This window comes from Oxalicibacterium sp. (assembly GCF_035565035.1).
Classification (GTDB): Bacteria; Pseudomonadota; Gammaproteobacteria; order Burkholderiales; family Burkholderiaceae_D; genus Oxalicibacterium.
Window position 1 is genome coordinate 1 of sequence record NZ_DATMTD010000079.1, and the last position, 18,752, is coordinate 18,752.

19 protein-coding genes are annotated in these 18,752 nt (G+C 57.5%); 13 read left to right on the forward strand and 6 right to left on the reverse strand.

Annotation, left to right across the window (positions count from 1 at the left end; genetic code table 11):
- Positions 1–370, forward strand: a 370-nt coding sequence (locus VN114_RS07180) for a hypothetical protein (RefSeq protein WP_325513437.1), incomplete at its 5' end; no start/stop codon positions are given.
- Complete coding sequence (locus VN114_RS07185; RefSeq protein WP_325513438.1) at positions 367–735, forward strand: hypothetical protein; 369 nt, start codon at positions 367–369, stop codon at positions 733–735. The genes VN114_RS07180 and VN114_RS07185, both read left to right, overlap by 4 nt.
- A gap of 71 nt (positions 736–806) precedes the next feature.
- Here VN114_RS07185 and VN114_RS07190 read toward each other — a convergent pair whose 3' ends face one another.
- Positions 807–1,871 carry an MBL fold metallo-hydrolase gene (locus VN114_RS07190; protein WP_325513440.1) on the reverse strand — a complete coding sequence of 355 codons (1,065 nt, stop codon included), beginning with the start codon at positions 1,869–1,871 and terminating at the stop codon, positions 807–809.
- 132 nt (positions 1,872–2,003) lie between these two features.
- Between VN114_RS07190 and VN114_RS07195 the strand changes: the two genes are divergently transcribed.
- The 7 genes from VN114_RS07195 (at position 2,004) to VN114_RS07225 (ending at position 8,261) form a co-directional block, all read left to right on the forward strand.
- The gene (locus VN114_RS07195; RefSeq protein ID WP_325513442.1) at positions 2,004–2,411 is read left to right on the forward strand and encodes a YchJ family protein; all 408 of its coding nucleotides are present in this window, start codon (positions 2,004–2,006) and stop codon (positions 2,409–2,411) included.
- 47 nt (positions 2,412–2,458) lie between these two features.
- Positions 2,459–3,814: an adenosylmethionine--8-amino-7-oxononanoate transaminase gene (bioA, locus tag VN114_RS07200; protein ID WP_325513444.1), complete on the forward strand. Its 1,356-nt coding sequence runs from the start codon at positions 2,459–2,461 to the stop codon at positions 3,812–3,814.
- On the forward strand, positions 3,811–5,004 hold the full coding sequence (bioF, locus tag VN114_RS07205; RefSeq protein ID WP_325513445.1) for an 8-amino-7-oxononanoate synthase: 1,194 nt from the start codon (positions 3,811–3,813) through the stop codon (positions 5,002–5,004). Before bioA ends, bioF begins: the two co-directional genes overlap by 4 nt.
- Positions 5,005–5,006: 2 nt before the next feature.
- Complete coding sequence (gene bioD, locus VN114_RS07210) at positions 5,007–5,726, forward strand: dethiobiotin synthase (RefSeq protein WP_325513446.1); 720 nt, start codon at positions 5,007–5,009, stop codon at positions 5,724–5,726.
- A 22-nt stretch (positions 5,727–5,748) separates the two neighbouring features.
- Positions 5,749–6,777, forward strand: a complete 1,029-nt coding sequence (gene bioB, locus VN114_RS07215) for a biotin synthase BioB (RefSeq protein WP_325513448.1) — start codon at positions 5,749–5,751, stop codon at positions 6,775–6,777.
- A 66-nt stretch (positions 6,778–6,843) separates the two neighbouring features.
- Positions 6,844–7,785, forward strand: a complete 942-nt coding sequence (locus tag VN114_RS07220; protein ID WP_325513450.1) for a hydroxymethylglutaryl-CoA lyase — start codon at positions 6,844–6,846, stop codon at positions 7,783–7,785.
- A complete protein-coding gene (locus VN114_RS07225) occupies positions 7,785–8,261 on the forward strand; it encodes a GNAT family N-acetyltransferase (protein WP_325513452.1) in 477 nt (158 codons plus the stop codon). The genes VN114_RS07220 and VN114_RS07225 overlap by 1 nt, the downstream gene beginning before the upstream one ends.
- 61 nt (positions 8,262–8,322) lie before the next feature.
- Here VN114_RS07225 and VN114_RS07230 read toward each other — a convergent pair whose 3' ends face one another.
- From VN114_RS07230 to VN114_RS07240, 3 genes are all read right to left on the reverse strand, one after another.
- Positions 8,323–10,257, reverse strand: a complete 1,935-nt coding sequence (locus VN114_RS07230; protein WP_325513454.1) for a TRAP transporter large permease subunit — start codon at positions 10,255–10,257, stop codon at positions 8,323–8,325.
- Positions 10,254–10,859 carry a TRAP transporter small permease subunit gene (locus tag VN114_RS07235; protein ID WP_325513456.1) on the reverse strand — a complete coding sequence of 202 codons (606 nt, stop codon included), beginning with the start codon at positions 10,857–10,859 and terminating at the stop codon, positions 10,254–10,256. The genes VN114_RS07230 and VN114_RS07235 overlap by 4 nt, the downstream gene beginning before the upstream one ends.
- A 113-nt stretch (positions 10,860–10,972) precedes the next feature.
- Positions 10,973–12,127, reverse strand: coding sequence for a twin-arginine translocation signal domain-containing protein (locus VN114_RS07240; RefSeq protein WP_325513458.1), 1,155 nt, complete (start codon positions 12,125–12,127; stop codon positions 10,973–10,975).
- Positions 12,128–12,705: 578 nt separating this feature from the next.
- Here VN114_RS07240 and VN114_RS07245 point away from each other — a divergent pair.
- The 4 genes from VN114_RS07245 (at position 12,706) to VN114_RS07260 (ending at position 15,586) form a co-directional block, all read left to right on the forward strand.
- The gene (locus VN114_RS07245) at positions 12,706–13,038 is read left to right on the forward strand and encodes a YnfA family protein (protein WP_325513460.1); all 333 of its coding nucleotides are present in this window, start codon (positions 12,706–12,708) and stop codon (positions 13,036–13,038) included.
- Positions 13,039–13,182: 144 nt separating this feature from the next.
- A complete protein-coding gene (locus tag VN114_RS07250; protein ID WP_325513462.1) occupies positions 13,183–13,428 on the forward strand; it encodes a DUF1289 domain-containing protein in 246 nt (81 codons plus the stop codon).
- Between the two features lie 130 nt (positions 13,429–13,558).
- Entirely contained in the window at positions 13,559–15,070 is a 1,512-nt protein-coding gene (locus tag VN114_RS07255; RefSeq protein WP_325513464.1) for an AlkA N-terminal domain-containing protein, read from the forward strand.
- Positions 15,071–15,091: 21 nt separating this feature from the next.
- Positions 15,092–15,586 (forward strand): methylated-DNA--[protein]-cysteine S-methyltransferase, encoded by a 495-nt coding sequence (locus VN114_RS07260; RefSeq protein WP_325513466.1) that lies wholly within the window; start codon positions 15,092–15,094, stop codon positions 15,584–15,586.
- Between the two features lie 3 nt (positions 15,587–15,589).
- On the opposite strand, the gene VN114_RS07265 is transcribed toward VN114_RS07260, so the two are convergent.
- Positions 15,590–15,916, reverse strand: a complete 327-nt coding sequence (locus tag VN114_RS07265) for a hypothetical protein (protein ID WP_325513468.1) — start codon at positions 15,914–15,916, stop codon at positions 15,590–15,592.
- 57 nt (positions 15,917–15,973) lie between these two features.
- Complete coding sequence (locus tag VN114_RS07270; protein ID WP_325513470.1) at positions 15,974–18,613, reverse strand: DNA topoisomerase III; 2,640 nt, start codon at positions 18,611–18,613, stop codon at positions 15,974–15,976.
- Between the last annotated feature and the right edge of the window lie 139 nt (positions 18,614–18,752).

Genomic DNA, 18,752 nt, shown 5'->3' on the forward strand with positions numbered 1-18,752 from the left:
TTCGGGCATTGCAATTTATCTATTTGTTTGCAAACGCAACCAAATCTCTTCAATTCTTACTCTGCTTTTAAATTATTCAACTCAGCTCACACTTACCGAATTAAAAGAAAAACTTGATGCGTTGAATAATCTGAAGACCGCTGATGCGGAACAGCATGAAGAGATAATAAATGTTATGAATGACATACTCGGGCAGATAAATGGAAATAAAAGTCTTCAACCTCATTTTTCTGAAATTGTTGAAAAAATTTCTAAGGCATTAAAGAAGAAGTTAACGGAGCCGGTTAAAAGACTATTGGTAAGCGAATTAAGAGAGACGATCAAACATGCAAACATCGCCAGTATGGATCAGATTGTGGGGAAAAAATGAGTAGGATTGTTACGGCAGTGAACGCGATGTTAATAAACGCGAATAAAATTGACCCGGTATTTGAGCAACAGGAAGAATTCTTTTTTCAATACGATAAAAAGCATAAGTGGTCAATTTGCGAGGTAAATTCTGACGTAGTTCTGTCTTTGTACGCAAAAAACGATGGATCTTTAGAAGACGTTATGCGCTCTCGCTTATTTGGTTCCGTTCCGAATACGGTTTCATATTCAGCTAATGATCAAGCAACTAAGGAAGCTTGGGAATCATTCCAAGAACTTTTAAATTTTGTAAAAGAAAAAGCTTTAGGCGTAACTGAAGTGCTAGACGACATCATCGCCGATCTTGATGACGACATTCCGTTTTAGATCTGATCCGTTGGATAGAAGGTGGGCGCGTAAAGGATTTGCAAATACCTAGAACAAATACGCTATGACTTCTAATTCAAATCAAAGCGAATGACGTCGTCACTATAAATATTACGTTTCAATTTTCCATCCATCCAAAGCTTGTGCAAATGCGCCAGCGCTTCTCCCATGGCAAACGACAACTGATGCGCATCCAGCGGCCGCTTGAACATGATCGGCAGAATATCGGTCGCTGATTGCGGCGTCACGCAGGCTTCTAGCACTTCCTTCAATCGCGCTTCGTGGTGATCGAACAGTTGCTGAATGCGCGTATGCAGACCACGGAACGGTTTGCCGTGTGACGGCATCACCAGCGTATCGGCTGGCAAGTCCTTGTACTTGAATAACGAATCGAGAAACTGTTGCACCGGATTCGATTCCGGTTCGATGGCGAAGACGGACACGTTGGTCGAAATGCGCGGCAGCACCATGTCGCCGGAGATCAGCACGTTCAGTTCGTCGCAGTACAACGCCGCATGTTCCGGCGAATGGCCGAAGCCGGTGATGATGCGCCAGTTGCGTTTGCCGATGCGGACGTTCTGTTCGTCGTGCAGTCGCACGTACGATTGCGGCACGTTCGGCACCAGCGTCGGGTAATAGCTGCGGCGGCCTTCGAGTTCCTTCAGCATCTGCGGATCGGCGAGGCCGTGCAGTTTGAAGAAGGGGAACATCGAAGTGCCGTCCGAACCCGGCAGCGCGGCGGACATCATGCGGGCGAATCCGTATTCGCCGGTCGTCATCCACAGCGGCACGTTCCAGCGCTGGCAGATCCAGTCGGCGAGCCCGACGTGGTCGGGATGGCAGTGCGTGCAGACGACACGGACGATTGGCAGCGCGTTCAGTTGCGTGGCGAAAATCTGTTCCCAGGCGGCGCGCGTGGCGTCGTTGGCGATGCCGCAGTCGATGACGGTCCAGCCGCGCTGTATTCCTTTGTCGGTTTCGATCTCGTCTTCCAGCAGCCACAGGTTGATGTGGTTGAGTGCGAACGGCAGTCCCATGCGCAGCCATTTGATGCCGGGCGCGACGTCGAACAGGGTGCCGGCGTCCGGGATGGCGTCACCGAACGGGTAATCGAGTTGGGATTCAAGCAGGTTCATGGTGGTCTCGCATCGGCGTGGGGCTTGCATGTCCGTCGCGCGATACAATAGCCGCCGGAACAAGCTGCCATTTTAAACGTTCGCCTGCCGTGTCATTGCAGGGGCCGCGCGGCCGCAAAAGAAAGCAGGAAGATGACGAAAAACCGGACGACGGCAACAGCCTGCCCATGCGGCGGTGGCGATTACGCAAAGTGCTGCCAGCCGTTTCACGATGGCGTTGTCGCGCCGACTGCCGAGGCGTTGATGCGTTCACGTTACAGCGCGTATGTGCTGGGCCTGATGGATTACGTGAGCGCTACCTGGCACAGCAGCACGCGGCCTTCGGCCAACGAGCTGACGCACGATGCATCGATCAAGTGGCTGGGTCTCGATGTGAAGAAGCATGTGGCGAATGGTGATGAGGCAACCGTCGAATTCGTTGCCCGTTCGAAGAGCGCGGGACGCGCGCACCGACTGCACGAAATCAGCCGCTTCGTGCGCGAAGACGGCCGCCGTGGCGACGGCCGCTGGTTCTACGTCGACGGCGTTTTCCCCGAATAGCAGAGTGTGCGCAGCAGGCGCACAACGGCACAACAAGGTTGAAGGCATTGGACGCAACAAAACATTCCCCGAGCGGACAGGACGATCTGGTCGCGCGCAGTCTGCGCAGCGTCTGGCATCCGTGCACGCAAATGCAGCATCATGAAACGGTGCCGCTGATTCCGGTGACGCACGGCAAGGGCGCGTGGCTTTACGACACCGATGGCAAACGCTATCTGGATGCGATCAGTTCGTGGTGGGTCAACATGTTCGGCCACGCCAATCCGCGCATCAATGCCGCATTGAAGGATCAGCTCGACAAGCTGGAGCACGCGATGCTGGCCGGCTTTACGCACGAGCCGGTGGTGCAATTGTCGGAACAACTTGCGGCGCGCACTAATCATCAACTCGGCCACTGCTTCTATGCATCCGACGGCGCATCGGCGGTCGAGATCGCGTTGAAGATGAGTTTTCATGCGTGGCGCAATCACGGCAAGAGCGACAAGCAGGAATTCGTTTGCCTCAAAGGCAGCTACCACGGCGAAACCGTCGGCGCGCTGGCGGTGACGGATGTGTCGCTGTTCCGCGAAGCGTACGGTCCGATGCTGCAACGTGCGCATGTGATCGCCAGTCCCGATGCGCGTCTGGCGCAGGATGGCGAAAGCACCGCCGATGTCGCCCGTCGTGCCGCGGCAGAATTCGAATCCTTGTTGCAGCAGCGCGCAGGAAAAATCGCCGCCATCATCGTCGAGCCGCTGGTGCAATGTGCGACCGGCATGGCAATGTACGATCCGGTTTATCTGAAGGAAGTGCGTGCGCTGTGCGACCGTTATCAGGTGCACATGATCGCCGATGAAATCGCGGTCGGTTGCGGTCGCACCGGTACTTTTTTTGCGTGCGAACAGGCGGCGATCTGGCCGGACTTTCTGTGTCTGTCGAAAGGCATCAGCGGCGGTTATCTGCCGTTGTCGCTGGTGATGACGCGCGACGATATCTATCAGGCGTTCTACGATGCCGACGTCACGCGCGGCTTTCTGCATTCGCATTCATATACCGGTAATCCGCTCGCCTGCCGTGCCGCACTGGCGACGCTGGCGATTTTCGATGAAGACAATGTGATCGAGGCAAATCGCGTGCGTGCTGCACGCATGAGCGCTGCGCTGGCGCCGCTTGCTGCGCATCCGCAGGTCGCGCACTTCCGTCAGCGCGGCATGATCTGGGCGTTCGATGCGGTGATCGACGATGCCGAAGCGGCAGCGACTTTCTCGCGTCGGTTCTTCAGTCAGGCGCTGCAACAGGAACTGTTGCTGCGTCCGATCGGTCGCACGGTTTACCTGATGCCGCCGTACATCCTGAACGACGAGGAAATCGCCGGGCTGGCATCGCGCACGCAAACCGTTTTCGATCAGGTCATTCGCGCATGAGCAAACACGATCTGATCGCCGGACTGGAACAACGCCTGCAGCAACTCGATGCGCAGTCGCTGCGTCGTCGTCGTCGCATTGCCGAATCGGCGTGTGCACCGCGCATGCAGGTCGATGGACGCGACATGCTGGCGTTCTGCAGCAACGATTATCTGGGGCTGGCCGCGCATCCGCGCATCGTCGAGGCATTGCGCGAAGGTGCATCGCGTTACGGCGCGGGCAGCGGCGCATCGCATCTGATCAGCGGACATTCGCGCGCGCATGCGGAACTGGAAGAACGGCTCGCGCAATTCGTCGCGCCGCAGATCGACAACGCACGCGCGCTGTATTTCTGCACCGGCTACATGGCGAACCTGGCGATGCTGTCGGCGCTCGGCGGCGCGGATGCCGAACTGTTTTCCGAAAGCCTGAATCATGCTTCGCTGATCGACGGCGCGCGTCTGTCGCGTTCGCAGGTGCGGATCTATCCGCATGGCGATGTCGAACAATTATCCGCAATGCTGTCCGCCAGCAAGGCCGAAACCAAACTGGTCGTCACCGACAGCGTGTTCAGCATGGACGGCGATCTGGCACCGGTGAAGGCATTGCTCGCCTTGTGCGAACAGCATGGCGCTTGGTTGGTCGTCGATGACGCGCACGGTTTCGGCGTGCTTGGCGACCACGGTCGCGGCGTGCTCGAACATTTCAATCTGCGTTCGCCGAATCTGGTTTACATGGGCACGCTGGGCAAGGCCGCCGGTGTCGCCGGTGCCTTTGTCGCCGCACATGCGAGCGTGATTGAATGGCTGGTGCAACGCGCACGTCCCTACATTTACACGACTGCTGCACCCCCGGCGGTAGCGCATGCCTTGCTGACCAGTCTGGAAATCATCGAAGGCGAAGAGGGCGCGGTACGGCGTGCAAACCTGAACAAGCTGATTGCGCAGTTCCGCGACGAATTGCATGTGCAGCGGTGGCAGTTGTTGCCGTCGGCCACCGCGATCCAGCCGGTCGTGATCGGTGCGAATGACGAAGCGATGCGCGTCGCAACGAATCTGTACGATGCCGGTTTCTGGGTGCCGGCGATTCGTCCGCCGACCGTGCCGGCTGGTACCGCGCGGTTGCGCGTGACATTCTCTGCTGCGCACGAGGCTGCCGATGTGGCGCGTCTGGTTGCCGCGATACATACACTGCATACACTGGAAGGTTGAACATGACTGCATCTTTTCGCTGCTTCGTCACTGGAACCGATACCGAAATCGGCAAGACGCTGATTTCGTCCGCCCTGATCCATGCGCTGGTACAAACCGGCGCGCGCACCGCGGGCATGAAACCGGTCGCCGCCGGCGCGACTTCGGTCATGTCTTCTTCCGGCGAGGTCTGGCACAATGACGACGCGGATCAATTACGGCAGGAATCCAATGTCGATTTGCCAATGGAATCGACGGTGCCGTACCTGCTGCATGAACCGGCTGCGCCGCACATCGTGGCGAAGTTGGAGAACGTAACGATCGATATCGCGCATATTCGCCGTACTTACGAGCAGATCGCAGCGCAGTCGGATGCGGTCGTGGTGGAAGGCGTCGGCGGGTTTTGCGTGCCGTTGAACGATGAAGCGGATACCGCCGATTTGGCGCAACAATTGGCTTTGCCGGTCATAATGGTGGTCGGGCTGCGTTTGGGCTGTATCAATCATGCGTTGTTGACGGCGCAGGCGATCGCCGCGCGCGGTTTGACGCTGGCGGGTTGGGTCGCCAACACGGTCGATGCCGGCATGGCGTATGCCGAGGACAATGTCGATGCGCTGGTGAAACGCTTGCCGGCTCCATTGCTCGGCTGCGTACCGCGTCTTGCTGCACCGCTGCCGGCGGCCGCTGCCGGATATCTGGATTTTTCATGCTTGCCGGGTTGGCCGGGCAAGCGTGCAAGTTGAAATTTTAGTCAGGAGCTTTTTTATGTCGTCGCAACCAATCACGTTCCAGCAACCAGCCAAGGCAGTTGCTCCCATCGTCCCGACGCAATGGCCTGTTGAAGACGTGCTCGCGCTGTTCAATCTGCCGTTCAACGAACTGATCTTCCGTGCACAAACCGTGCATCGCGAAAACTTCGATCCGAACGAGGTCGAACTGGCGACGCTGCTGTCGATCAAGACCGGCGGCTGTCCGGAAGATTGCGGCTACTGCCCGCAGGCTGCACGCTACGACACCGGCGTGACCGCACAAAAAATCCTGCCGCTGGAAGAAGTGCTGACCGCTGCACGCGAAGCGAAGGCGCACGGCGCGACGCGCTTCTGCATGGGCGCGGCATGGCGCGAACCGAAAGATCGCGATCTGGAAAAAGTCGAAGAGATGGTGCGCGAAGTGAAGGCGCTCGGTCTGGAAACCTGCGCCACGCTCGGCATGCTCGGCGAAGGCCAGGCGGAAAAGCTGAAGGACGCCGGCCTCGATTACTACAACCACAATCTGGACACTGCACCGGAGTTTTACAACAACATCATCTCGACACGCGATTACCAGAATCGTCTGGACACGCTGGAACGCGTGCGCGGCGTCGGCATCAAGGTCTGCTGCGGCGGCATCGTCGGCATGGGCGAATCGCGCCTGCAGCGCGCCGGTCTGATGGCGCAGTTGTGCAACATGGATCCGTATCCGGAATCGGTGCCGGTCAACAATCTGGTGCAGGTCGAAGGCACGCCGTTGCACGGCACGGAGCCGATCGATCCGCTGGAATTCGTGCGTACCGTCGCCGTGGCGCGCATCACGATGCCGAAGGCGCGTGTGCGTCTGTCCGCAGGTCGTCGCGAAATGGGTGAAGCGATCCAGGCGTTGTGCTTCGTCGCCGGCGCCAATTCGATTTTCTACGGCGACAAGTTGCTGACGACCGGCAATCCGGAAGCGGATGCCGATCAGGCGTTGCTGGAAAAACTCGGCATGCATACACGCAACAATGCAATCGATGCACGTTGCGACGTGACGCCGTCGTAAGCAGTTCGTTCAAGTGTTCCGCGGCCGGCTGACCATGTCGCCGGCCGTTTTTCATTGAGGTTCATCATGGCAAATACGTCATTGCCAACCAAGCTGCAAAACAGCCTGCCAACGGCCGTCAAGATCATCGAAGTCGGTCCGCGTGATGGTCTGCAGAACGAACCGCAGACCATCTCTGCCGAGGTCAAGATCGCGCTGGTCGATCGCCTGTCGCAAGCGGGATTTCGCAATGTCGAGGCGGCGTCGTTCGTCTCGCCGAAATGGGTGCCGCAGATGGCGACGTCGCCCGAGGTCATGGCCGGCATTCAGCGGCGTGACGGCACACTTTATTCGGCGCTGGTTCCCAACATGAAGGGCTTCGATGCGGCGCTGGCTGCCGGTGTCGATGAAGTCGTGATCTTCGCGGCAGCGTCGGAAGCCTTTTCGCAGAAAAACATCAACTGTTCGATCGCGGAATCGATCGAACGTTTTCGCGACGTGGCGCAGGCTGCGAAGGAAAACAAGTTGCGTCTGCGCGGCGCATTGAGCTGCGCCTTCGGTTGTCCGTACCAGGGCGAAGTCAGCGGCGACAGCGTGGCCGATGTCGTGCAGCGTTTACGCGATCTGGGCTGCGACGAGATCGATATTGCCGACACCATCGGCGTGGCGACGCCCCGTCATGTACAAGCGATCATGCAACGCGCGATTGCAGAATTTCCGATCGAGCGTTTGTCCGGTCATTTTCACGACACCTACGGTCAGGCACTGGCGAATATCTATGCCAGCCTGGAAGTCGGCATCACGATCTATCATGCGTCGGTCGCGGGACTCGGCGGCTGTCCGTATGCAAAAGGCGCGACCGGCAACATTGCGACCGAAGACGTGCTGTACATGATGCGCGGCCTCGGTATCGAGACCGGCATTGACTTCGATAAAGTGGTCGACGCTGGCCAGTTCATTTCACGGCATCTTGGCCGGCCGGCTGTCAGCCGCGCCGGCAATGCCATTGCTGCAAAGCGTATTCACTAATGCACGTTCAACTGATTCCCATCGACAAACAAGGCCGGGCGCTCGACGTATCGGGCCGTCTCGACATGCACGTCAAGCAGGTGTGCAAGGCGACAGCGGAGTTGTATCGCACCACAGGTTTCGTTGCGCCGTGGATCGGTTATCTCGCGGTGCATGAACGCAAGCTGGTCGGTGCGTGCGCGTTCAAATCACCGCCGGTGAAAGGCGAGGATGTCGCAACGGTGGAGATCGGCTTTTTCACGTTTCCGAAATTCGAAAATCAGGGTATCGCCACCGAGATGGTGCGCGAACTGCTGACAATCGCCCATGCCGCGCAATCACCGAGGCAACCGCGCATCGTGGTGGTGGCACAGACGGAGCCTGAGGAAAATGCGTCGACTGCGATTCTGCGCAAGTTCAGATTCCAGTTCATCGATGAACACACCGATGTCGATGGCGAGCTGGTGTGGCGTTGGGAACTGGAAATGCCGCGTTGACGATCCGGCGGGAAAAAAGGGATGCAAAAAAGGGATGCAACGTCGCATCCCTTTTTTTCAATCAGTTATAGAGGACGTTCGGTAGCCACAAACCGATTTCAGGGAACACGTACAGCAGGACCAGCGCGATGACCTGAATGCCCATGAAAGGCAGCATGCCGAGGAAAATCTGGTTCAGCGTGACATGCGGCGGCGCCACGCCTTTCAGATAGAACGCCGACATCGCAACCGGCGGTGACAGGAACGCGGTCTGCAGATTCATCGCGACCAGCAAGCCGAAGAACAGCGGATCGACATTGAAGTGCGCCAACAGCGGAATGAAAATCGGCATGAAGATGACGATGATCTCGGTCCATTCCAGCGGCCAGCCGAGCAGGAAGATGATGATCTGCGCAAGGATCATGAACTGCAGCGGCGTCATGTCGAGCGACAGCACCCATTCATTGATGATCTCCTGTCCGCCCAGCAAGGCAAACGCCGCCGAGAAAATGCTGGAGCCGACGAACAGCCAGCACACCATCGCACTCGTCTTGGTGGCCAGATACGCGGATTCCTTCAGCATCGAGAAATTGAGCCGTCGGTACGCACCGGCCAGCAGAATGCCGCCGAATGCGCCCATGGCGGCCGCTTCGGTCGGCGTCGCCAGTCCGAACACGATGCTGCCCAGCACGGCCAGAATCATGAAGGCAAGGGGGAAGAGCGAACCCAGCAGCATCTTGAAGATTTCGAGCCGGGCAAAGGTGAAGAAGGCATAGAACGCAAGCAGCGCGGCGAAGCCGATGCCGAAGACGATCCAGTAATTCATCGGTGCCGGCGAACGCTCGGGCGACGCAGGTTCCGCCGGCGGCGATACAGGCGGCGCAACCTTGACGGCGCCCGGAGGTTCGGCCAGCCCGGAGTTGGCAGCCGGTTCGGTACTTGCGGCTTCTTCGAGCGGCGGCTCGCCGAAACTGCTTTCCGTCGGCGGTTCGGCGAGGCCACCATAGTCGACGCTGCTGTCGGTATTGCCGAATCCCATTTCAGCCAGCTCGGTCGGCTTTGCCTCCGGCGTGGTGACGACCCGATAACTGATGCCCATGATCAGCGCGAACATCAGTGCCGGCAGCAGCGCAATGCCGAGTTGCGCCAGCAATGTGCGGGTCGGCACATCGGCGTTGCGCTTGCCTTTCAACGCGCCCAACAGTCCCGGAACGGCGCGATTGCTGACCGTGGCGGCAACGATCTCTGCATGCGGAGGCAGGGCGACACGGCGTTCTTCTTCAGAAAGCGGCGGCGCAAATTTCGGTTTGAGTTTGGCCAGCAGGACGATGTAGCCGATGTAGAGCGCGGTCAGCATCAGGCCGGGGAAGAAGGCGCCCGCATAAAGCTGGACCACCGAGACACCGGCGGTCGCGCCGTACACGATCAGCAGTACGGAAGGGGGAATCAGGATGCCGAGGCAACCGCCGGCCGTGATCGACCCGGCGGACAGTTGCGTGCTGTAGCCCGCTTTCAGCATGGCCGGCAACGCCAGCAATCCCATCAGCGTGACGACGGCACCGACGATGCCGGTTGCCGTGGCAAATATCGCGCAGGTCACGACCGTGGCGACGGCCAGCGATCCCGGCACGCGTGCCATGGCAACGTGCAGGCTCTTGAACAGTTTTTCGATCAGGTTTGCGCGTTCAACCAGATAGCCCATGAAGATGAACAGCGGGACGGAAATCAGCACGTCGTTTGCCATCACCGAATAGGCGCGCTGCACCATCAGGTCCAGCGTCTGCTGCACGGCAAGATCCGGATCGCGACTGTGAAAAGCGAACCACGCAAAAATGACGCCCATCCCCATCAGCGTGAACGCGGTGGGAAAGCCGAGCATGATGGCGACCACCACCAGTGCCAGCATCAGCAGGCCGAGATGGCCGTTGGTGATGTCGGCCGGTGCCGGCATCAACACGAACAATGCGATCACGATGGCAGCGAGGATGGACAATCCGAACCAGACGCCTTTTTTCATGCTTGTCTCCCGTTCTGGCTTGCGACATCGTGGTCGTCTGCCTGCACCATTTTCTTGAGTTCATCGACGTCGACTTCTTCGACATCCTTGTCACGCGAGGGCCATGCGCCGTCACGCAGGCACACGACGCAGCGGACGATTTCCACCATGCCCTGCAACAGCAGCAGCACACCGGAAATCGGGATGATCATCTTGAACGGGTAAAGCGGCGGGCCATTGGCGGTCAATGTCGAATGCTCGTTGATCGCCAGCGATTCGGCGGCATACGTATAGCCGGCCCAGACCAGCGCGACGACACCGGGAATGAAGAACAGGAAGTAAAGGATCAGGTCGAGCGCGGCCTGCACGCGCGGTGGAAAGAAGCCGTACAGCACATCGCCGCGCACATGTCCGTTCTTGGCCAGCGTGTACGCACCCGCCATCATGAACGCGGTGCCGTACATCATGATCATCAGGTCGAATGACCACGGATTGGGATGATTGAGCACATAACGCGAGAACACTTCCCACGAAATCAGAAAGGTCATTGCAACGATCAGCCAGGAGAATGCCTGACCGACCAGACTGCTGATCCTGTCGACGAAAAGCAAAAGATGGCGCATGCGGCCTCCGATTCGATGATGAAAGACGTCGCCGCTGCGGGCAGGTGAGACGACGTCTTGTCAGGTGCGCCAGCCGATGCCGGATGGCGCGCGGTCGAATGTGCGATTGCCGGTCAGGTTTTTTTCGTGCTCTTCATGAAGTAGTGGTTGTAGGCCATGCGTCGATTGTTGTTGGTATCCATGTCCCATTTCATCGCGCGTTCGGCGAAAGCTCGCTGGGATTTTTCGACTTCCTTGAACAAGGCGTTGTCGGCACCTTTTTTCTCCACCACTTCATCCCAGACTTTCAACTGGGTTTGCAGAACGGAATCCGGCGTCTTGTAGAACTTGACACCCTGCTTGGTCTGCATCTCGCGGTAATCGGTCGAATAACGATCGATGGCTTTCCATGACATGTCGGCAGATGCGGCTTCGACGGCATTGGCGATGATGGCCTTCATTTTCGGCGGCAGCGCGTTGTACTTGGTCTTGTTGAAACTGATTTCGAACTGCTCCGAACTTTGATGGAAGCTTTGCAGCATGCAGACCTTGGAGACGTCCGGAAAACCGAGCGTGCGATCGGAACTGGCATTGTTGAACTCCGCGCCATCCAGCAGGCCGCGATCCATTGCCGGAACGATCTCGCCGGCCGGCAATGCATTCACCGCAGCACCCATCGAGGTGAACAGATCGATGGCCAGGCCATTGGTGCGGAATTTCAATCCTTTCAGATCGTCCGTTTTGGTAATCGGCTTCTTGAACCAGCCGAGCGGTTGTGTCGGCATCGGGCCAGACAGGAAGGACACGACATTTGCGCCGATCGATGTGTACAGTTTTTCGAGAAGTTCCTTGCCACCGCCATACTTGTGCCAGGCCAGTACCATGTTTGCATCCATGCCGAACACCGGGCCGGAGGTCCACAAGGCGATCGCACTTTGTTTGCCGTAGTTGTAGCCCATCACGCCGTGTCCGCCGTCGAGCGTGCCTTTCGATATGGCATCCAGCAGTCCGAATGCGGGAACCACCGCGCCGGCCGGCAGCACTTCAATCTTCAGTTCGCCGCCGGTCATGTCATTGACCTTCTTGGCGAAATCGAGCGCGTATTCATGGAAGATGTCCTTGCTCGGCCACGTGCTTTGAAACCGCATTTGCGTCACCGTCTGCGCGGTAGCAATCATCGGCAGGCTCATGGCGGCAGCGACACCGCCGGTGGCGGCGGACCCCAGGAATTTACGGCGGGATGTGATGGATGGGGAGGACGGCGCGGGGGATTTCTTGTTCGGCTTCATCGTGGATCTCCTATTATAATTTTGGAAAACAACACTGACTTGCACCTGATCAGTAAGACTGCGAATGACGGTATTACTGACAGCGGTAAGAATGCGCTTTCGCCACAGCTTGTCAAGTTTTCGTTAAGAAAACAATAGCCCAAAATTACACGCAATCGTTCGCTTCTAGTCGTGTAACGAGAAGCGTATCGGCGATACCTCGATGGTCGGATCTTCGAAAGGAAGGTGGTGCAAACGTGTGCCACATTCGAGGAGTGCGATGCGCTTTTTCAGAGGGAAAACGGAATGTACCGATGAATTAAACATCATGACAATCATTCGCGTGGAACGATGATGGGGAAGGATGGAAAACACATCGGATAGACGTGATCAGGCGATATGCTGCGTGATTTTTTCTCTCAAACTGGTGCGACGAATTTTTTCGTTCGCATTGAAAATTTTTTCATCGACTACGTTTTCTTACGCGACACTTACATCTCGCCGCTCGAGTCGCCAAATAAGAGATTGACCGGTCGGCGAAAACAGCCAATGATGCGGACCGATCGCCTGTCCGTCTTTTGTCAAAAGGATCAGATGTCATGCCTGAAGTAAAAACCATCGCGCTGTATATCTTGACCGCCGTTGCGGAAATCGTCGGCTGCTATCTGCCGTATCTGTGGCTGCGGCATGGCGGTTCGGTGTGGCTGCTGATTCCTGCGGCCGCGAGTCTGGCATTGTTTGCCTGGCTGCTGACGATGCATCCGGATGCCAGCGGTCGCGTGTACGCGGCTTACGGTGGCGTCTATGTGTCGGTGGCGCTGGCGTGGTTGTGGCTGGTCGATGGTGTACGGCCATCGATGTGGGATGTGCTGGGCGTCGGCGTGACGCTGCTTGGTATGGGCATCATTCTGTTTGCGCCGCGTCACGGCTGACGGACCGGCGGAAAGGGGATGCGGCGTTCGGCTGTGGCGTTTGACTTCTCGCATCATAGACAGCGTCGGGCTTCATGTCGGTCACTCGATTCGTTTTTGCGTGCGTTATCATGCGTCTTCGTCTCGCTATGACTGCAAGATCTGATGCGCAAAAAGAAAATTGATCCCACTGCGTTCACACAATTGCTCGAACGCATCGATCTGAACGCACCCGCTGCGCCATTGCCGTCGCCGTGCATCGGTATTTGCCGCATCGATCCGAAAACGTCTTTGTGCGAAGGTTGTTTTCGCAACATCAACGAGATTGCTGAATGGTGTGCAGTCGACGATTCCGGTCGACAGGCAATCTGGAATCGGCTGGCGCAACGCCATGCGCAATATCATCGATAACGTTGTCTGTAGAGCCGTTCCCTGACGTCGCCAGATCCATCGCGACTCACTTTCCCATTTCTTTTTTCGTCGTTCCTGCTGTGTCCGAAAACGGCTAGACGCTCGTCAACCCGGCGCGTATAACGTTGGCATGGACACGAATATTGTCATCGACGGACAAGGCACAGCGCTGACGGCGGCGAGCTGTTATCGCGCGCTGGCGGCGAAGGATGCGCGTTTCGACGGCGTGTTTTTCACAGGTGTCAAAACGACCGGTATTTATTGTCGTCCGGTGTGCGGCGTCAAGACACCGCGCGAATCCTCATGTGTGTTCTTCAGCACGGCGGCGGCGGCGGAAGCGGCGGGTTTTCGCCCATGCCTGCGTTGCCGTCCCGAACTTGCGCCCTATGCGTTGCAGCAAAATCTTGCGCATGCGGTGTGGCAGCGCATCGCGGCCGGTGCGCTGAACGATGGCGATACCGAGAGATTATCGAAAGAGGTTGGCCTGTCGTCGCGACAATTGCGTCGCGTCTTGCTGCAGCATTTCGGTGTGACGCCAATTGAACTCGCGCAGACGCAACGCCTGTTGTTTGCGAAAAAGTTGTTACAGGAAACGCATCTGCCGATGAGCGATGTTGCTTATGCGGCTGGTTTCGGCAGCATACGGCGCTTCAATGCCTTGTTTCTCGCGCGTTATGGCATGGCGCCGACGGCGATTCGGCGCGCGGTGGAAACGCCGTCGCATCATGGGCTCGATGCGATCACGTTGCGACTGGCCTATCGTCCGCCGTTCGCCTGGACCGAGATGCTGCGGTATCTCGCGGGGCGTGCGATTCCGGGTGTGGAAGTCGTCGCACAGGATCGCACGGAGGAACCTTGTTATATGCGCAGCATTCGGTTGGGCGATGCAATCGGCTGGCTCGGCGTTCGTCATTTGCCGGTTCGCAATCAGATCGAACTGTCGCTTTCCGCTTCGCTTGCGCATGTATTGATGCCTCTGGTTGCACGGGTACGCAACCAGTTCGATCTGGACGCGAATCCGGAAGTGATCGCCACGCACCTGGCGGACGATCCGCTCCTCGCGGCACAACTCGAAAAATCGCCCGGCCTGCGAGTACCTGGCGCATTCGATGTATTCGAGCTGGCAACGCGTGCCGTACTCGGACAGCAGGTCAGTGTGGCAGGTGCGACAACCCTGTCCGGTCGCATGGTTACGCATTTTGGCGATGCAGCGGCAACACCGTTCGTCGGCGTGACGCATCACTTTCCGACGTCGACGCGGCTGGCGCAGGAGGATGTGACAGCGATTGCCGCGATCGGCATGCCGGCAACACGTGCAGAAGCCATTCGCAATCTGGCGCAGTTTGCGGTGCAGGGTGGTTTGCAACCGAGGCCGGGAACCGCGTTACATGACGTCGTCGCCGATCTGAAAAGCGTGCGCGGCATCGGCGAATGGACCGCGCAATATATTGCGATGCGGGCATTGCGTTATACGGATGCATTTCCTGCCGGCGATCTGGGCCTGCAGAAGGCGGCGATTGAAATGCCGGACGCAACGAACGGCATCAGGCGCCTGACGGAAAAACAATTGCTGGCGCGTGCCATGCACTGGTCGCCGTGGCGTGGTTATGCGGCGCTGCTGTTATGGCATTCGCTTGGTTGAGTAATGGACGAGGAGCACATCATGATTTCCTATATCGAACATCAAAGCCCGGTCGGCACGTTGCTGATCGCATCGACCGACAACGGCATATGCGGTATCTATTTCGAAGAGCACAAACATTTCAAGGGAAAAGACGGCTGGATAAAACCGGCGGCGCAGTCGCCTGCGGCCGGTCATTTGGCGAAAACGGTGCAGCAACTGGATGAGTATTTCACGGGCAAACGCACCGCGTTCGACGTCGCACTCGACTTGTCGGGCACGTCGTTCCAGCGTTCCGTCTGGGACGAACTGGCCAATATCCCTTTCGGGAAAAGCGTCAGCTATGCGCAGCACGCGCAGAAACTCGGCAACCCGAAAGCGTTGCGTGCGGTGGGCTCGGCAATCGGGAAGAATCCGGTCTCGATCATTGTGCCCTGCCACCGCGTGATCGGTTCATCCGGTGCGATTACAGGTTATGCGGGAGGTGTGGAGCGCAAACAATTCTTGCTGGCGCTGGAGAGAATCAGTCTGTTGTGATCTTCAGTCGACGGAAGACAGCTTCCCGAGCGAGATAAACACGAAGGGGGCGATCGCATAAAAGGCTTGCCAGATTGCTCCGGATCGCGACGGCAAAAATTCGGGAAGATTCTGCTTGATGAACAACATGAAAAGCATGAACGGCCATATGATGAAAACGGTTACGCTTTTATCCACCGGCCAATCAAAAGGCGTAGGAACATCGAAAAAGGCAAAGAGTGCAGCACCGAGCAGGTAGATTGCAATCGAAATCAAAAGCACAATGCCTTGCGGGGTGTGCAATAGCGGTCCGCGAAACAGTTTGCCGATTGATTGACGCGAATAATCCATCTGGAATTGATCGTTGCAGATAGCCGAGAGAATGCGGTCGGCAAGACCGCATTCTCGTTATGCAGCTTTGGCCGTTTTTTTCGCAGCAGCTTTTTTGGCCGGTGCTTTTTTGGTTGCCGTTTTTTTCACAGCTTTGGCAGCGACCTTCTTTGCAGGAGCGACTGTTTTTTCTTCCGCCGGCGCTTCGTCTGCATTGGCTGCGGCCTTGCCTTTTGCCGGAACCTTCTCCTTGCGCGGCTCGAACTCAAAGCTGACCTTGCCGTCCTTGCCCTTGACCAGATAGGCCTTGAAAGCGCGGCGCGTGCGTTGCGAGATGAATCCGGGGAGCAGATCGGTGCGACCGTCGTTCAGCAACTTGCGCATCTGTTCCGGCAGGATTTCCTGCTGAAGAATGATGCGGCCGCTGCGGAAGTCACAGGTCTTCGGTTTGGCGACCGAGTTTTCGCAAATGTAGGACAGCGGTTGTTCATAGACGTTGCCGCTGCATTTCGGGCATGGACCGATTGGCGTCTGCTCGCTGAAATCCACCGGCTCCGCATTTTCGTCATCGTTCTGGCCGAAATCGAATTCCAGTTTGAAGTTCTTGATCTCTTCGTCGCGCACGATCTTAAGCACGGCAGCGAATGGACGACCCATCTTTGAACGGAAACCCTGCAGCGGTCCGATGGTGCGGTTGGCCAGCAGTTCCTCGACTTCAGCGACTTCGAACTGGCGGCTGCCCGGTGTCTTGCTCATCGAGAAGTCGCACTTGGTACAGGCGAAGCGACGATAGTTTTCCTTCACAACGCTGCCGCAGTTCGGGCATGGCGTCTTCAGCGTGGCGTAATCGCCGGGAATCGTGTCATTGTCGTATTCCTTCGCGCGCTTGACGATGATCTGCGCCATCTGCGCGATCTCGCGCATGAATTCTTCCCGGCTGATGTTGCCGCGTTCGATTTGCGACAGCTTGTATTCCCATTCGCCGGTCAGCTCCGGTGCGGTCAATTCATTCACGCCGAGGCCGCGCAGCAGCGTCATCAACTGGAATGCCTTGGCAGTCGGCATCAGTTCGCGACCTTCGCGCAGCAGATATTTTTCGGTCAGCAGGCCTTCGATGATCGCGGCGCGTGTGGCTGGTGTGCCGAGGCCCTTGCCGGCCATCGCATCGCGCAGTTCGCCATCGTCGATCAACTTGCCGGCGCCTTCCATTGCGGACAGCAGCGTGGCTTCCGAATAGCGCGCAGGCGGTTTGGTAACGAGAGCGTTGCCGACGATCGATTCGGTTTGCACCTTCTCGCCTTTGGCGACCGGCACCAGCGTGCCGCTGTTTTCCGGATCCTTCTCGTCGATGACTTCCTTGCCATAAACGGCGAGCCAGCCCGGATTGGTCAGCACCTTGCCTTCGGTCTTGAACTGGTGGCCGGACACTTCGGTGAAGCGAGTCGTGACCTGGAATTCTGCAGCAGGGAAGAAGATCGCCATGAAGCGGCGCGTCACGAGGTCGTACAACTTCTGTTCCGGCTCGGACAGGTTCTTCGGCGCCTGCGTAGTCGGAATGATTGCAAAGTGATCGCTGATTTTCGTGTTGTCGAAAATGCGCTTGTTCGGCTTGACCCAGTTGTTTTTGACGATCTGCTTGGCGAACTGGTGATAGTTGTTGTTCTCGGCAACGACTTCCAGCGTTTCCAGCACGGTTGGCAGATAGTCTTCCGGCAGGTGGCGCGAATCGGTACGTGGATAGGTCAGCACCTTGTGTTTTTCATACAGTGCCTGCGCAAGTCCCAGCGTGTTCTTCGCAGAGAAGCCGAAGCGTGCATTGGCTTCGCGTTGCAGGCTGGTCAGGTCGAACAGGCCCGGTGCCATCGAGGTGGTCGGTTTCGATTCCTCGGTAACGTTGCCGACCTTGCCGCGGCAGGCCGCGACGATGGATTCTGCGGCGGCCTTGCTCCACAGGCGCTCGGCGCGTTTTTCCGGATCGGTTTCATCCTTCTTGAACTTGGTGTCGAGCCAGCGGCCTTGATAAATGCCGGCGGCGCAAACGAATTCGGCGCGCACTTCCCAGTAGTCACGCGGCACGAATTTCTTGATCTTCTCTTCGCGCTCAACCACGATCGACAACGTCGGCGTCTGCACACGGCCGACGGTGGTCAGGTAGAAGCCGCCTTCCTTCGAGTTGAAGGCAGTCATCGCGCGCGTGCCGTTGATGCCGATCAGCCAGTCGGCTTCGCTGCGGCTGCGTGCAGCGTCAGCCAGCGGCAGCATGTCTTCGTCGCTGCGCAGGTTCTTGAACGCTTCACGGATGGCGGCCGGCGTCATCGACTGCAGCCACAAGCGCTTGATCGGCTGCTTGGCTTTCGAATATTGCGCGATCAGGCGGAAAATCAGTTCGCCTTCGCGCCCGGCGTCACATGCGTTGATCAGGGCGGTAACGTCCTTGCGCTTGATCAGCTTGTTCAGCACTTTCAGCCGCGATTCGGTCTTGGCGATCGGGTTGAGCGCAAAGTGCGGGGGAATCATCGGCAGGTGCGTGAAGGTCCATTTGCCGCGCTTGACGTCGAATTCTTCCGGCACGGCGATTTCAACCAGATGACCGACGGCTGATGACAGGACGTATTCTTCGGATTCAAAGTACTCATCGTGCTTGGTGAAGCCGCCGAGCGTCTTCGCGATATCGTTCGCGACGGATGGCTTCTCGGCAATGATGAGGGTTTTTGTCATAGTCAGCAGGATCTCGAAAGGGGCGCGCAAACACGCGCAGGTAAACGGCACGGCGGTAACACACTATATATAAGGGCGGTTTTTTGGAAAAATTCCGGAAAACCTGCCTAATATAATTATTGCATGCCCGTCAAGCGGC

Bases quoted from the DNA above. Each gene is read 5' to 3' on its own strand.
- VN114_RS07185 (WP_325513438.1), top strand. From the start codon at position 367: ATGAGTAGGATTGTTACGGCAGTGAACGCGATGTTAATAAACGCGAAT.
- VN114_RS07190 (WP_325513440.1), bottom strand. From the start codon at position 1,871: ATGAACCTGCTTGAATCCCAACTCGATTACCCGTTCGGTGACGCCATC.
- VN114_RS07195 (WP_325513442.1), top strand. From the start codon at position 2,004: ATGACGAAAAACCGGACGACGGCAACAGCCTGCCCATGCGGCGGTGGC.
- bioF (WP_325513445.1), top strand. From the start codon at position 3,811: ATGAGCAAACACGATCTGATCGCCGGACTGGAACAACGCCTGCAGCAA.
- bioD (WP_325513446.1), top strand. From the start codon at position 5,007: ATGACTGCATCTTTTCGCTGCTTCGTCACTGGAACCGATACCGAAATC.
- bioB (WP_325513448.1), top strand. From the start codon at position 5,749: ATGTCGTCGCAACCAATCACGTTCCAGCAACCAGCCAAGGCAGTTGCT.
- VN114_RS07220 (WP_325513450.1), top strand. From the start codon at position 6,844: ATGGCAAATACGTCATTGCCAACCAAGCTGCAAAACAGCCTGCCAACG.
- VN114_RS07225 (WP_325513452.1), top strand. From the start codon at position 7,785: ATGCACGTTCAACTGATTCCCATCGACAAACAAGGCCGGGCGCTCGAC.
- VN114_RS07230 (WP_325513454.1), bottom strand. From the start codon at position 10,257: ATGAAAAAAGGCGTCTGGTTCGGATTGTCCATCCTCGCTGCCATCGTG.
- VN114_RS07235 (WP_325513456.1), bottom strand. From the start codon at position 10,859: ATGCGCCATCTTTTGCTTTTCGTCGACAGGATCAGCAGTCTGGTCGGT.
- VN114_RS07240 (WP_325513458.1), bottom strand. From the start codon at position 12,127: ATGAAGCCGAACAAGAAATCCCCCGCGCCGTCCTCCCCATCCATCACA.
- VN114_RS07245 (WP_325513460.1), top strand. From the start codon at position 12,706: ATGCCTGAAGTAAAAACCATCGCGCTGTATATCTTGACCGCCGTTGCG.
- VN114_RS07250 (WP_325513462.1), top strand. From the start codon at position 13,183: ATGCGCAAAAAGAAAATTGATCCCACTGCGTTCACACAATTGCTCGAA.
- VN114_RS07255 (WP_325513464.1), top strand. From the start codon at position 13,559: ATGGACACGAATATTGTCATCGACGGACAAGGCACAGCGCTGACGGCG.
- VN114_RS07260 (WP_325513466.1), top strand. From the start codon at position 15,092: ATGATTTCCTATATCGAACATCAAAGCCCGGTCGGCACGTTGCTGATC.
- VN114_RS07265 (WP_325513468.1), bottom strand. From the start codon at position 15,916: ATGGATTATTCGCGTCAATCAATCGGCAAACTGTTTCGCGGACCGCTA.
- VN114_RS07270 (WP_325513470.1), bottom strand. From the start codon at position 18,613: ATGACAAAAACCCTCATCATTGCCGAGAAGCCATCCGTCGCGAACGAT.